Origin of the sequence: Klebsiella michiganensis, assembly GCF_002925905.1 — a bacterium.
In the GTDB taxonomy this organism is placed as follows: Bacteria; Pseudomonadota; Gammaproteobacteria; order Enterobacterales; family Enterobacteriaceae; genus Klebsiella; species Klebsiella michiganensis.
On the sequence record NZ_PRDB01000010.1, the window covers coordinates 150,465 to 163,640 of the forward strand.

General features: G+C 57.5%; 13 protein-coding genes and 1 other annotated feature. Of the genes, 9 read left to right on the forward strand and 4 right to left on the reverse strand.

Going from position 1 to position 13,176, the window contains the following annotated elements; genetic code table 11:
* Positions 1-28: 28 nt before the first annotated feature.
* The 3 genes from CDA56_RS20390 to priC all read right to left on the reverse strand — a co-directional run bounded on the left by CDA56_RS20390 (position 29) and on the right by priC (position 1,746).
* Entirely contained in the window at positions 29-964 is a 936-nt protein-coding gene (locus CDA56_RS20390; RefSeq protein WP_032748296.1) for an Rpn family recombination-promoting nuclease/putative transposase, read from the reverse strand.
* Between the two features lie 66 nt (positions 965-1,030).
* Entirely contained in the window at positions 1,031-1,204 is a 174-nt protein-coding gene (rsmS, locus tag CDA56_RS20395; RefSeq protein WP_014228211.1) for a pleiotropic regulatory protein RsmS, read from the reverse strand.
* A 14-nt stretch (positions 1,205-1,218) separates the two neighbouring features.
* On the reverse strand, positions 1,219-1,746 hold the full coding sequence (gene priC / locus CDA56_RS20400; protein WP_025107143.1) for a primosomal replication protein N'': 528 nt from the start codon (positions 1,744-1,746) through the stop codon (positions 1,219-1,221).
* Positions 1,747-1,815: 69 nt separating this feature from the next.
* Here priC and CDA56_RS20405 point away from each other — a divergent pair, with 69 nt between their 5' ends.
* The 9 genes from CDA56_RS20405 to CDA56_RS20445 all read left to right on the forward strand — a co-directional run bounded on the left by CDA56_RS20405 (position 1,816) and on the right by CDA56_RS20445 (position 11,166).
* Positions 1,816-2,193, forward strand: coding sequence for a DUF454 family protein (locus CDA56_RS20405; protein ID WP_004848353.1), 378 nt, complete (start codon positions 1,816-1,818; stop codon positions 2,191-2,193).
* 150 nt (positions 2,194-2,343) lie between these two features.
* Positions 2,344-2,895: an adenine phosphoribosyltransferase gene (apt, locus tag CDA56_RS20410; protein WP_004099669.1), complete on the forward strand. Its 552-nt coding sequence runs from the start codon at positions 2,344-2,346 to the stop codon at positions 2,893-2,895.
* Between the two features lie 91 nt (positions 2,896-2,986).
* Positions 2,987-4,894 carry a DNA polymerase III subunit gamma/tau gene (dnaX, locus tag CDA56_RS20415; RefSeq protein ID WP_046876976.1) on the forward strand — a complete coding sequence of 636 codons (1,908 nt, stop codon included), beginning with the start codon at positions 2,987-2,989 and terminating at the stop codon, positions 4,892-4,894.
* Positions 4,227-4,291, forward strand: a sequence feature (DnaX frameshifting element). Its footprint overlaps the gene before it by 65 nt.
* 57 nt (positions 4,895-4,951) lie before the next feature.
* Positions 4,952-5,284, forward strand: a complete 333-nt coding sequence (locus tag CDA56_RS20420) for a YbaB/EbfC family nucleoid-associated protein (RefSeq protein ID WP_004099673.1) — start codon at positions 4,952-4,954, stop codon at positions 5,282-5,284.
* Positions 5,284-5,889, forward strand: a complete 606-nt coding sequence (recR, locus tag CDA56_RS20425; protein ID WP_004129946.1) for a recombination mediator RecR — start codon at positions 5,284-5,286, stop codon at positions 5,887-5,889. The genes CDA56_RS20420 and recR overlap by 1 nt, the downstream gene beginning before the upstream one ends.
* A 111-nt stretch (positions 5,890-6,000) precedes the next feature.
* Complete coding sequence (gene htpG / locus CDA56_RS20430; RefSeq protein ID WP_102803074.1) at positions 6,001-7,875, forward strand: molecular chaperone HtpG; 1,875 nt, start codon at positions 6,001-6,003, stop codon at positions 7,873-7,875.
* A gap of 188 nt (positions 7,876-8,063) precedes the next feature.
* Positions 8,064-8,708 (forward strand): adenylate kinase, encoded by a 645-nt coding sequence (gene adk, locus CDA56_RS20435; RefSeq protein WP_004848363.1) that lies wholly within the window; start codon positions 8,064-8,066, stop codon positions 8,706-8,708.
* 127 nt (positions 8,709-8,835) lie between these two features.
* Positions 8,836-9,798, forward strand: a complete 963-nt coding sequence (hemH, locus tag CDA56_RS20440) for a ferrochelatase (protein WP_014228213.1) — start codon at positions 8,836-8,838, stop codon at positions 9,796-9,798.
* A 63-nt stretch (positions 9,799-9,861) separates the two neighbouring features.
* Positions 9,862-11,166, forward strand: a complete 1,305-nt coding sequence (locus tag CDA56_RS20445; RefSeq protein WP_004137947.1) for an inosine/guanosine kinase — start codon at positions 9,862-9,864, stop codon at positions 11,164-11,166.
* Between the two features lie 43 nt (positions 11,167-11,209).
* Here CDA56_RS20445 and ybaL read toward each other — a convergent pair whose 3' ends face one another.
* On the reverse strand, positions 11,210-12,886 hold the full coding sequence (gene ybaL, locus CDA56_RS20450; protein WP_004848368.1) for a YbaL family putative K(+) efflux transporter: 1,677 nt from the start codon (positions 12,884-12,886) through the stop codon (positions 11,210-11,212).
* Between the last annotated feature and the right edge of the window lie 290 nt (positions 12,887-13,176).

Consider the following 13,176-nt stretch of genomic DNA (forward strand, 5'->3'; position numbering starts at 1 on the left):
GGGGCGGTGGGTATCCGCCCCGCAGATGTTAATGGCTGAGCGAGGAGAGTTCTTCCTGGCTCAGACCGGTCAGTTCCATCACCATTTTCGGCTCCAGCCCGCAGGCGAGCATTTTCAGGGCAATGCTGCGCGAGATTTCTCTACGGCCCTCCTGCAAACCTTCCTGCAAACCTTCCTGTCTGCCTTCTTTTCTACCTTTTTTACGGCCTTTCTCTTCCAGCCATTCGGCAATTGTCATCAGTAGCTCCTTGTGCCTGGGCGACTGCTTCGCCAGCTCGCGAATCAGGGGCCCGGGTTTTTCCGTGGTTCCCGCCTGCAGCATATAGCTGATGAGGGTATTGATCTGGTTTTCCGTCAGATATCCTTGCGCCAGCAGCGTAATCAGCATCGGTTGCAGTTCGGCCAGATCGCGCTGGCGAATATGCTTTTGCAACAGTTCCAGCATCGCCATACGCTGGTGGCGGAGGATATGATTATCTGGCATAACGGTCAGGTCCACCAGCGGAAAATCTCCGCCGTACAGCGCGCCGGCAAGCTCAGGAAGGTCAAAAAGCTGGAGCCAGTTGAGCGTATGTGGCCAGGGGCTGACGGTGCCGTGATAAAACAGAATCGGGACCACCAGCGGCAGCGTATTGTGGCCGGCATCCAGGTGGCGCTGCATGGCGGCCAGCGTATAGCGCATCAGGCGAAAAGCCATCAGCTTATCCGGCGAGCTTTGATGTTCAATCAGCGCGTAGATATATCCCGCGCCGTGCTGCGTTTGCAGGGAGTAGAGAATGTCGGAGTAGCTGGATCGCAGGTCTTCTTCGATAAAGCTGCCGGAAGCCAGCTGCAGCGTATTGAGATCGCAGATACTTAAAAACTGCGCGGGAAGATAAAGCTGTAAAAAATCGCGAGCGACCTCTTTCTGGGCCAGCATTTGACGAAAAATAGCATCGTGCGGCGTACGTGAGAATCTTTCCATGAGCATCTATCCGTTGTGGTAAGGGGCAGGCGACAACTCTGCCACCCCTAAAGATCCGCCAACAGGCTACTCCTGTGCGTTTTGCGAGGCCTCTTCCGCACTTTTTACTTTGTTTTCATAGTCTCGACGGATAATTTCCAGCGCAGCTAGCACGGTTTGCGCAGGAACTTTATTCTCCTCAAGCAGCATAATTAAATCGACGGCCAGCTTGACCTCGTCAGGGGCATTTTCCAGCGACATACTTCTTCCTCCCGTTAGCGCGTTAAGCGGGCCAGTCTGTTTTCAATTTTTTCCAGCGCGTCGCGACAGCGGGCCAGACGCCCGGTATAGGCTTCAACTTCCTTTGCCAGCCGCTGCTGGTCATCAAGGCTTATGGCTTGCGCCAGTCGTCTCTGTCGGTCGTTGCGCATGGCCAGCAGGCGCCGTTCATACTCCTGATGCTGTAGACGTCGGCGCTGCCAGCGGCTAAGCGTTGGCGACGCGCTATCCCAGGCGCGTAATGACCAGGTCGCCGTTTCCCGGTTAATCGCGGCGATTTGAGCAACGAGACGTTCTGCCAGCCAGGCGACCTGCGCAAGCTGCTGGCGTTCGGCCGCCTGTTTTAACGCCGTTAAGCCGTCTCTGGCCTCATTGAGATAAGCCTGCATCTGCGTGCTGCGGGTACGGAACAGCTGACGATCGAAGCGCGGGCTGAGGGTCGCGTGATTGGCCATGGGCGCCACCTGAGCGGCCAGCTCCGCAAGCTGGTTTTCCAGTGAATGTAAAAGCCGGGCGGTTTTCAAATAACTCCTCCATCCCCTGATAAGCAACTGTGCTACATTAGCGTTATCTTCGTGATAACGATTCGCATTATGCCACGTATTATTTTGATCATCATTGGCTGGCTGGCGGTAGCGCTGGGAACGCTGGGCGTGTTTTTACCGCTATTGCCGACGACGCCGTTTATCCTGCTTGCCGCCTGGTGCTTTGCGCGCTCGTCGCCGCGCTTTCACCACTGGCTTTTGTATCGCTCATGGTTTGGCGGCTACCTGCGTCACTGGCAGAAATACCGCGCCATGCCGCCGGGCGCGAAGCCGCGGGCGGTCGCGATGATTTTGCTGACCTTTGCCATTTCGCTGTGGCTGGTTAATCTTACCTGGGTGCGCATCTTGCTGCTGATCATTCTGACCTGTCTGCTGATATTTATGTGGCGCATTCCGGTGGTTGATGCAAAGCAACAAAAGCACTGATGCGCAATAATGATGGTTGCAATTGTCGCTGACAGCCAGTAAATTCTGGCGTTTTCGAGCGCGGGTAAGCCTGGTCAAAGGTTAAACAAAAGTTTCTTTGGCCCATTTGGCATGCCCGTGAGTAACACCGTTTTAATCAGGCATACACTTATGACCGCAACAGCACAGCAGCTTGAATATCTGAAGAACAGCATCCAAAGCATCCAGGACTATCCGAAACCTGGCATCCTTTTCCGTGATGTCACCAGCTTGCTGGAAGACCCGAAGGCTTACGCGCTCAGCATTGAGCTGCTGGCCGAGCGTTATAAAGACGCGGGGATTACCAAAGTGGTGGGCACCGAGGCGCGTGGCTTCTTATTTGGCGCACCGGTTGCGCTGGCGCTGGGCGTAGGCTTTGTTCCGGTACGCAAGCCGCGTAAGCTGCCGCGTGAAACTATCGCAGAAAGCTACGAGCTTGAGTACGGCACCGATCAGCTGGAAATCCATGTCGATGCGATCAAAGAAGGCGATAAAGTCCTGGTGGTTGACGATCTGCTGGCAACCGGCGGCACCATTGACGCCACCGTGAAGCTTATTCGTCGCCTGGGCGGTGAAGTGCACGATGCGGCCTTTATTATTAATCTGTTCGATCTGGGCGGCGAGCAGCGCCTGGAAAAACTGGGAATCAACTGCTATAGCCTGGTCCCTTTCCCGGGCCACTAAGCAAATCCCGCCACATAGCCTCGCTGATTGAGCGGGGCTGTGATAGCATGACCCCTCGTGATTTCACCTTCCAGCGTTTCAGAGCCAGCCCATGAGTTATCAGGTCTTAGCCCGTAAATGGCGCCCACAAACCTTTGCTGACGTCGTCGGCCAGGAACATGTGCTGACCGCACTGGCGAACGGCTTGTCGTTAGGGCGCATTCACCACGCATATCTTTTTTCCGGTACCCGCGGAGTCGGTAAAACCTCTATCGCGCGCCTGTTGGCAAAAGGATTAAACTGCGAAACCGGCATTACCGCCACGCCGTGCGGCGTCTGCGATAACTGCCGTGAAATAGAACAGGGGCGCTTTGTCGATCTGATTGAGATCGATGCCGCCTCGCGCACCAAAGTCGAAGATACCCGCGATCTGCTGGATAACGTCCAGTACGCGCCGGCCCGCGGTCGCTTCAAGGTCTATCTGATCGATGAAGTCCATATGCTTTCGCGCCACAGCTTCAACGCGTTGTTAAAAACGCTGGAGGAGCCGCCGGCGCACGTTAAATTTCTGCTGGCGACGACCGATCCGCAGAAGCTGCCGGTGACTATTCTTTCCCGCTGCCTGCAGTTCCATCTTAAGGCGCTGGACGTCGAACAGATTCGCCATCAGCTGGAGCATATTCTCGGCGCCGAGCAGATCGTTTTTGAACCGCGCGCGCTGCAGCTGCTGTCGCGCGCGGCGGACGGTAGCCTGCGCGATGCGTTAAGCCTGACCGATCAGGCCATTGCCAGCGGCGACGGTCGCCTGACGGCTGAATCCGTCAGCACCATGCTCGGCACCCTTGACGACGATCAGGCGCTTTCGCTGATTGAGGCGCTGGTGGCTGCCGACGGCGAGCGGGTCATGGCCGGCGTCAATGAGGCTGCCGCCCGCGGCGTGGAGTGGGAGGCCTTGCTGGTGGAAATGCAAAGCCTGCTGCACCGTATTGCGATGGTTCAGCTCTCGCCGTCGGCGCTGGGAACGGATATGGCCGCGATTGAGCTGCGCATGCGCGAGCTGGCGCGGACGGTGCCGCCAACCGATGTTCAGCTGTACTATCAAACGCTACTGATTGGCCGCAAAGAGCTCCCGTACGCCCCGGACAGACGAATGGGCGTCGAGATGACGCTTCTGCGTGCGCTGGCTTTCCATCCGCGTATGCCGCTGCCGGAACCGGAGGCGCCGCCGGTGCAGGCTATTCAGGCCGCACCGGCCCAGCAGGCTGTCCCGGCATCCGCGCCGCCGTCACCGCCGCCGAATTTGCCGCAGACCACCAGCCAGGTGCTGGCGGCCCGCAGCCAGCTGCAGCGTAGCCAGGGAGCGCCCACCCCAAAAAAGAGTGAACCGGCAGCCGCTTCCCGCGCGCGGCCGGTGAATAACGCTGCGCTGGAACGACTGAGTTCAATTACCGAACGCGTACAGGCGCGTCCGGCGGCGGCTGCGCTGGAGAAAGCGCCGGCGAAAAAGGAAGCCTATCGCTGGAAATCGACGACGGTTGTTGAAGCCATAAAAGAAGAAGTGGCGACGCCGAAGGCGCTGAAAAAAGCGCTGGAGCATGAAAAAACGCCGGAACTGGCGGCAAAGCTGGCAGTCGAAGCGGTCGAGCGCGATAGCTGGGCGGCGGAAGTCAGCCGGCTTGCGGTACCCAAACTGGTGGAACAGGTCGCCCTGAACGCCTGGAAAGAGCAGGAGGGCAATCGCGTCTGCCTGCATCTGCGTCCGAGCCAGCGTCACCTGAATTCGGCGGGCGCGCAGCAAAAGCTGGCGGAAGCGCTCGGTATTTTGTACGGTACGCCGGTTGAATTGACCATCGTGGAAGATGATAATCCCGCGATGCGCACGCCGCTTGAGTGGCGGCAGGCAATTTATGAAGAAAAGCTCGCGCAGGCGCGTGAAGCGATTATTGCGGATAATAACATTCAGACGCTGCGTCGATTCTTCGATGCGGACCTGGATGAAGAGAGTATTCGCCCCATTTGATTGCAAGTCTGACTTGCGGTCAGCATCCTTAACGATGACTTACTGAGAGAGAAGCCTATGTTTGGTGGAAAAGGCGGTCTGGGTAACCTGATGAAGCAGGCCCAGCAGATGCAAGAAAAAATGCAGCAGATGCAGGAAGAAGTGGCCCGGCTGGAAGTGACCGGTGAATCCGGCGCAGGCCTGGTAAAAGTCACCATCAACGGCGCGCACAACTGCCGTCGCGTTGAGATCGACCCGAGCCTGCTGGAAGACGACAAAGAGATGCTGGAAGATCTGGTGGCTGCCGCGTTTAACGACGCCGCCCGCCGCATCGAAGAGACGCAGAAAGAAAAAATGGCGTCCGTGTCCGCCGGTATGCAGCTGCCGCCAGGCTTTAAGATGCCGTTCTGATGCAGACCAGTCCGCTGTTAACGCAGCTTATGGAAGCACTGCGCTGCCTGCCGGGCGTCGGCCCGAAGTCGGCGCAGCGCATGGCGTTTACCCTGCTGCAGCGCGACCGCAGCGGCGGAATGCGCCTGGCGCAGGCGCTAACGCGCGCGATGTCGGAAATCGGCCACTGCGCCGATTGCCGTACCTTCACCGAGCAGGAGGTGTGCAATATTTGCAGCAACCCTCGGCGCAAGGAAAACGGCCAGATCTGCGTGGTAGAGAGCCCAGCGGATATCTACGCTATCGAGCAGACCGGGCAGTTTTCCGGTCGCTACTTTGTGCTGATGGGCCACCTGTCGCCGCTTGACGGTATCGGGCCGGATGACATTGGGCTCGATCGTCTGGAACAGCGTCTGCGTGACGAATCGATGCAGGAAGTGATCCTCGCGACCAACCCAACGGTAGAAGGGGAGGCGACGGCCAATTATATCGCCGAGCTCTGCGCGCAGTATGGCGTAGACGCGAGCCGTATCGCCCATGGCGTACCGGTCGGCGGCGAGCTGGAGATGGTTGACGGCACGACGCTATCCCACTCGCTAGCCGGGCGGCATAAGATTCGTTTTTAATCAAACGGAGGCGCTTTTCGGGGCCTCCGCTTGAAAACTTCTCCCTCTGTCCCCATCTCACCCTCAACGGTTTTTTTACCATTAACAATGGCATTGTTGAGGTTGATTTAGATGAAAGGACAAGAAACTCGTGGTTTTCAGTCAGAGGTCAAGCAGCTTCTGCACCTGATGATCCATTCTCTTTATTCCAATAAAGAAATTTTCCTGCGTGAGCTGATTTCCAACGCCTCCGATGCGGCCGACAAGCTGCGGTTCCGCGCGCTGTCCCAGCCGGATCTGTACGAAGGCGACGGCGAGCTGCGCGTGCGTGTTTCATTTGATAAAGACAACCGCACCCTGACCATCGCCGATAACGGCATTGGTATGAATCGCGATGAGGTCATCGACCATCTCGGCACCATCGCCAAGTCCGGCACCAAAGCGTTCCTTGAGTCCATGGGCTCTGACCAGGCGAAAGACAGCCAGCTGATTGGCCAGTTCGGCGTGGGCTTCTATTCGGCGTTTATTGTTGCCGATAAAGTTACCGTCCGTACCCGCGCGGCGGGCGACAGCGCCGAAAACGGCGTCTTCTGGGAATCCGCTGGCGAAGGCGAATATACCGTTGCCGACATTAACAAAGCCGATCGCGGTACCGAGATCACGCTGCACCTGCGCGAAGGCGAGGACGATTTCCTCAACGACTGGCGCGTGCGTTCGATCATCAGCAAATACTCCGATCACATCGCGCTGCCGGTGGAAATTGAAAAACGCGAAGACGTTGACGGCGAAACCGTCATTAGCTGGGAGAAAATTAACAAAGCCCAGGCGCTGTGGACGCGCAATAAGTCGGAAATCAAAGACGACGAGTACAACGAGTTTTATAAGCACATTGCCCACGATTACAGCGCTCCGCTGACCTGGAGCCACAACCGCGTTGAAGGTAAGCAGGAGTACACCAGCCTGCTGTATATCCCGTCGCAGGCGCCGTGGGATATGTGGAATCGCGATCATAAACACGGCCTGAAGCTGTACGTGCAGCGCGTCTTCATCATGGATGACGCCGAGCAGTTTATGCCGAACTACCTGCGTTTCGTCCGCGGCCTGGTCGACTCTAACGATCTGCCGCTGAACGTGTCGCGTGAAATCCTTCAGGACAGCAGCGTCACCCGCAATCTGCGTACCGCGCTGAGCAAACGCGCCCTGCAGATGCTGGAAAAACTGGCGAAAGACGACGCGGAAAAATATCAGACCTTCTGGCAGCAGTTTGGCCTCGTGCTGAAAGAGGGGCCGGCGGAAGATCAGGCCAACCAGCAGGCCATCGCCAAACTGCTGCGTTTCGCCAGCACCCATACCGACTCCGCCGCGCAGACCGTGTCGCTGGAAGAGTACGTCTCCCGCATGAAAGAAGGGCAGGAGAAGATTTACTACATTACCGCCGACAGCTACGCCGCCGCGAAAAGCAGCCCGCATCTGGAACTGCTGCGTAAGAAAGGCATTGAAGTGCTGCTGCTTTCCGATCGCATCGACGAGTGGATGATGAGCTATCTGACCGAGTTCGACGGTAAGCCGTTCCAGTCGGTGGCGAAAGCCGATGAGTCGCTGGATAAGCTGACGGACGAAGTGGATGAAACCACTAAAGAAGCCGAGAAGGCGCTGGAGCCGTTCGTTGAGCGTGCCAAAACGCTGCTTGGCGACCGGGTGAAAGAGGTTCGTCTGACCCATCGTCTGACCGATACGCCGGCCATCGTCACCACCGACGCGGATGAAATGAGCACCCAGATGGCAAAACTGTTTGCCGCTGCGGGCCAGGCCGCGCCGGAAGTGAAGTACATCTTTGAACTGAACCCGCTGCATCCGCTGGTAAAACGCGCGGCGGATACCCAGGATGATGCGCAGTTCGGCGAGTGGGTTGAGCTGCTGCTCGATCAGGCGCTGCTGGCCGAGCGCGGTACGCTGGAAGATCCGAACCAGTTTATCCGCCGCATGAACCAGCTGCTGGCGTCGTAATCTTTACCCTCACTCTACCCCTCTCCCGCTGGGAGAGGGCCGGGGTGAGGGCATCAAACCGCACTCTACGTAAAATATCTCACCATTAACCGTTTCAGCCGCCCCGCCTTCCTTGAGCCATCCGCGTTCTGGTGGTATGGTTTAGCGTTTTTTGAAAAATTGAATCAACTTTTGAGGGGATTTTCGTAATGCGTATTATTCTGCTTGGCGCTCCGGGCGCGGGTAAAGGAACTCAGGCTCAGTTCATCATGGAGAAATACGGTATTCCGCAAATCTCCACCGGCGACATGCTGCGTGCCGCGGTGAAGTCAGGCTCCGAGCTGGGCAAACAGGCGAAAGATATTATGGACGCCGGTAAGCTGGTCACCGACGAACTGGTTATCGCCCTGGTCAAAGAGCGTATTACTCAGGAAGATTGCCGCAACGGTTTTCTGCTGGACGGCTTCCCGCGCACCATTCCGCAGGCTGACGCCATGAAAGAAGCGGGTATCACCGTGGATTACGTGCTGGAATTCGATGTTCCTGACGAACTGATCGTTGACCGCATCATCGGGCGTCGCGTTCACGCAGCTTCCGGCCGCGTTTACCACATCAAATTTAATCCGCCGAAAGTTGAAGGCAAAGACGACGTGACCGGCGAAGAGCTGACAACCCGTAAAGACGACCAGGAAGAGACCGTGCGTAAGCGTCTGGTTGAGTATCATCAGATGACGGCTCCGCTGATCGGCTACTATCAGAAAGAAGCCGAAGCGGGCAATACCCAGTACGCGAAAGTCGATGGCACCAAAGCGGTGGCCGACGTTCGCGTTGAACTGGAAAAAATCCTCGGTTAATTCCGTTAGTTCTCACCCCGCCGCGGCGGGGTGAGAACTCCTCTCATTTTACCTTTTTCTATGATTGGTTCCGTTTAGCGCCATTTCAGCTACAATTGTCAGCGATTCAAATGGTTAAGAGGCGGTAATGCATCAGACGAAAACAGGTATCTTATTAGCCAATTTAGGCACTCCCGATGCGCCCACGCCCGACGCGGTAAAGCGCTATCTACGACAGTTTCTTAGCGATCGGCGCGTGGTGGATACCTCCCGTCTACTGTGGTGGCCGCTGCTGCGCGGCGTGATACTGCCCCTGCGCGCCCCCAGGGTCGCCAAGCTCTATCAGTCCATTTGGATGGAAGACGGCTCGCCGCTGATGGTCTATAGCCAGCAGCAGCGGCAGGCGCTGGCCGCGCGGCTTCCGGATACGCCGGTGGCGCTGGGGATGAGCTACGGTTCGCCGTCGCTGGAGAGCGCGGTTGATGAACTGCTGGAGCAGGGCGTGGATCACATCGTGGTGCTACCGCTCTATCCGCAGTACTCCTGCTCCACCGTGGCGGCGGTCTGGGATGAACTAGGGCGTATCCTTGCCAAAAAGCGCGCCATCCCCGGCATCTCTTTTATTCGCGACTACGCCGATGACGTGGACTATATTCACGCGCTGGCCGCCAGCGTGCGGGCATCCTTTGCGGTGCACGGTGAGCCAGATTTACTGCTGCTCTCCTATCATGGCATCCCGCAGCGGTACGCCCAGCAAGGGGATACCTATCCTCAGCGCTGTCGCGATACCACCCGTGAGCTGGTTTCAGCCCTGGGGCTGCCGCCTGAGCGGGTGATGATGACGTTCCAGTCGCGCTTTGGTCGTGAGCCCTGGCTGACGCCCTACACCGACGAAACGCTGAAAATGCTCGGTGAGAAAGGGGTGAAGCATATTCAGGTTATCTGCCCCGGCTTTTCCGCCGATTGCCTGGAGACGCTGGAGGAGATCGCGGTGCAGAACCGGGAAATCTTCCTCGAAGCCGGCGGCCAGCAATATGAGTACATTCCGGCGCTTAATGCGGACACCGCGCATATTGAAATGATGGTCAACCTGACGGCGAAATATCGCTGATCGCGCGTGCGGCGGGGAGTATGCTACTATTCCCCGCTTGTTCACTGTCAATAAATCGCCACTATGAAATTTCCCGGTAAACGCAAATCCAAACACTATTTTCCCGTCAACGCTCGCGATCCGCTGCTGCAGCAAATTCAGCCGGACAATGAGTCTAACGTCGCCTGGGTGGTCGGCATCGATCAAACCCTGGTCGATATCGAAGCGAAAGTGGATGAGGCGTTTATCGTACGCTACGGCCTGAGCGCCGGGCATTCGCTGGTGATTGAAGACGATGTCGCCGAAGCGCTGTATCAGGAACTGGTTCGCAATGACCTGATTACCCACCAGTTTGCCGGCGGCACCATCGGTAACACCATGCACAACTACTCGGTGCTGGCGGATGACCGTTCGGTTCTGCTTGGCGTCATGTGCAGCAATATTGAAATCGGCGGCTACGCCTACCGCTACCTGTGCAACACCTCCAGCCGTACCGATCTGAACTACCTGCAGGGGGTGGATGGGGCGATTGGGCGCTGCTTTACGCTGATTAGCGACTCCGGCGAGCGCACCTTTGCGATCAGCCCCGGGCATATGAACAAGCTCCGTCCGGAAAGCATTCCGGAGAGCGTCATCGCCGGCGCCTCCGCGCTGGTGCTGACCTCCTATCTCGTGCGCTGCAAGCCGGGCGAGCCGATGCCGGACGCGACGATGCAGGCCATCGCATATGCGAAAAAGCACGATGTACCGGTGGTCCTGACTCTGGGGACCAAATACGTTATCGCCGATAATCCGGCGTGGTGGCAGGCGTTCCTCAAGGAGCACGTCTCTATTCTGGCGATGAACGAAGAGGAGGCGGAAGCGCTGACCGGACTATCCGATCCGCTGCTGGCTTCCGACAAGGCGCTGGAGTGGGTTGACCTGGTACTGTGCACCGCCGGGCCTGCCGGGCTGTATATGGCCAGTTTTACCGAGGATGAGGCTAAGCGCAAAACGCAGCATCCGCTGCTGCCGGGCGCGATTGCCGAGTTTAACCAGTATGAATTCAGCCGCGCGATGCGCCATCAGGATTGCGAAAATCCGCTGCGTATTTATTCGCATATCGCACCCTATATGGGCGGGCCGGAGAAGATCATGAATACCAACGGCGCGGGCGACGGCGCGCTGGCGGCGCTGCTGCACGATATCACCGCCAATAACTATCATCGCAACAACGTGCCGAACTCCAGCAAGCACAAATGCAAGTGGCTGACCTATTCCTCGCTGGCGCAGGTGTGTAAATACGCTAACCGCGTGAGCTATCAGGTGCTGAACCAGCACTCGCCGCGTCTGACCCGCGGCCTGCCGGAGCGTGAAGATAGCCTGGAAGAGGCTTACTGGGATCGCTAAGCCGGTAAGTAAAGCCGGCCCCGAGAAGTCGGGGCCGGAAGCATTAACCGGTAATAAGCTCGCCTGCTGGCGGCGTTTCGAGCAGCTGCAGCATGGCGCGGGCGATTTCCCGCTCGCCCATCACCACCTGGTTGGCGCCGCGTTCAACGATATACTCCACTTCATCGTCGTAGTGGGCGCGCGCGATGATCTCGATATTCGGGCACTTCTCGCGCGCGGAAGCCACGATTTCCCCGGCTTCATAGCCGTTAGGGATGGTCAGCAGCAGCCAGCGGGCGCAGTCAAGATGCGCCAGATTCATAATCTCTTCATTGGCGGCGTTGCCTAATACCGCGCGAATACCGCGTGCGCGCAGTTCGTCAACGCGGGTACGCGAGGTTTCGATAACCACCAGCGGCACGCCCTGCGCCATCAGTTTTTCACCGAGCAGGCTCCCGACGCGACCGAAACCGACCAGCAGCGCGTGGTTACAGATATCGACGGGGATCTGTTTCTCATCTTCAAGTACTTCTTCCAGCGTCTGTTCGTCCAGCGTCTCCGTTTTATCGAGATATTTTTCCAGCAGGGTAAACAGGACCGGGTTGAGCATGATGGAGATAATGGCGCCGGCAAGCACCAGGTTTTGCCCGGCCTGCGGCAGCAGATCCAGCGCCATTCCCAGCCCGGCGAGAATAAAGGCAAATTCACCGATTTGCGCCAGGCTGGCGGCAATGGTCAGCGCGGTGCGCGGCGAGTGGCCGAACATTCGTACCAGGAAGAAAGCGGCAGCCGATTTACCGAAAATAATGATGACCAGCGTCGCCAGCACCGCCAGCGGCTGATCGAGCAGGATCATCGGGTCAAACAGCATTCCCACGGAAACAAAGAACAGTACGGCGAAGGCGTCGCGCAGTGGCAGCGTATCGTGGGCCGCGCGATGGCTGAGCTCGGATTCATTGAGCACCATACCGGCGAAAAAGGCGCCGAGGGCGAAGGAGACGTCAAACAGCTCAACGGCGCCGAAGGCGATGCCGAGCGCTAACGCCAGCACCGACAGCGTAAACAGCTCGCGCGAGCCGGTTGCCGCGCTGCGTGACATAATCCACGGCACCAGGCGGCGGCCTACCAGCATCATTATGGCGATAAAGGCAACGACTTTACCGATGGTAATGCCCATATCGAGGGCCAGGGTAGCCAGGCCAACGTCACCTTTCTCGGTCATGCTGGCGACCGCCGGCAGCAGCACCAGCGTCAGCACCATCACCAGATCTTCCACAATCAGCCAGCCGATAGCGATTTGCCCCCGCTGGCTATCAATAAGCTGTCGTTCTTCCAGCGCGCGCAGCAGCACCACGGTACTGGCGGTAGAAAGACACAGACCAAAAACGATCCCGGTCATTAACGACCAGCCCAGCATGGCAGAGAGCGCCATACCCAACAGCGTCGCCACGGCGATCTGGGCGATAGCCCCCGGAATAGCGATGGCCTTGACCGCCATCAAATCTTTTAAGGAGAAATGCAGACCCACGCCGAACATCAGCAGGATCACGCCAAGCTCTGCCAGCTCCGGCGCCAGCTTGGTATCAGCAACGAAACCAGGGGTAAAAGGTCCGGCCAGCACGCCCGCTAATAAATATCCCACCAGAGGAGAAATACGTAGCTTATTGGCAATCATGCCGAGAATAAAGGCGAGCACAAGGCCGCCGACAATGGTGGTGATTAGCGGTGTTGCGTGGTGCATTCCGTCTCCTTGCAGTGGTGAGCTGATCCATTTTCGGCATATACCCGTCATACTTCAATTTGCATGGGCGTTGGCTTTCCTCGCTCACCCCAGTCACTTACTTCAGTAAGCTCCAGGGGATTCCCTGCGTCGCCGCCTTCCTGCAACTTGAATTATTTAGGGTATAAAACCAAAAAACCGAATAATAGTTTATGACAATTTCAGTGGTTTTGTTTATGAATAATCGTTGAATTTTGCAGAAAGATGGAATTGGCATGCAAAAAAGCACGGACCGCAAAATGGCAGCAGCT

Excerpts from the sequence above, each read along its gene's own strand:
- CDA56_RS20390 (WP_032748296.1), bottom strand. The coding sequence starts at position 964 with ATGGAAAGATTCTCACGTACGCCGCACGATGCTATTTTTCGTCAAATG.
- rsmS (WP_014228211.1), bottom strand. The coding sequence starts at position 1,204 with ATGTCGCTGGAAAATGCCCCTGACGAGGTCAAGCTGGCCGTCGATTTA.
- CDA56_RS20405 (WP_004848353.1), top strand. The coding sequence starts at position 1,816 with ATGCCACGTATTATTTTGATCATCATTGGCTGGCTGGCGGTAGCGCTG.
- apt (WP_004099669.1), top strand. The coding sequence starts at position 2,344 with ATGACCGCAACAGCACAGCAGCTTGAATATCTGAAGAACAGCATCCAA.
- dnaX (WP_046876976.1), top strand. The coding sequence starts at position 2,987 with ATGAGTTATCAGGTCTTAGCCCGTAAATGGCGCCCACAAACCTTTGCT.
- CDA56_RS20420 (WP_004099673.1), top strand. The coding sequence starts at position 4,952 with ATGTTTGGTGGAAAAGGCGGTCTGGGTAACCTGATGAAGCAGGCCCAG.
- recR (WP_004129946.1), top strand. The coding sequence starts at position 5,284 with ATGCAGACCAGTCCGCTGTTAACGCAGCTTATGGAAGCACTGCGCTGC.
- htpG (WP_102803074.1), top strand. The coding sequence starts at position 6,001 with ATGAAAGGACAAGAAACTCGTGGTTTTCAGTCAGAGGTCAAGCAGCTT.
- adk (WP_004848363.1), top strand. The coding sequence starts at position 8,064 with ATGCGTATTATTCTGCTTGGCGCTCCGGGCGCGGGTAAAGGAACTCAG.
- hemH (WP_014228213.1), top strand. The coding sequence starts at position 8,836 with ATGCATCAGACGAAAACAGGTATCTTATTAGCCAATTTAGGCACTCCC.
- CDA56_RS20445 (WP_004137947.1), top strand. The coding sequence starts at position 9,862 with ATGAAATTTCCCGGTAAACGCAAATCCAAACACTATTTTCCCGTCAAC.
- ybaL (WP_004848368.1), bottom strand. The coding sequence starts at position 12,886 with ATGCACCACGCAACACCGCTAATCACCACCATTGTCGGCGGCCTTGTG.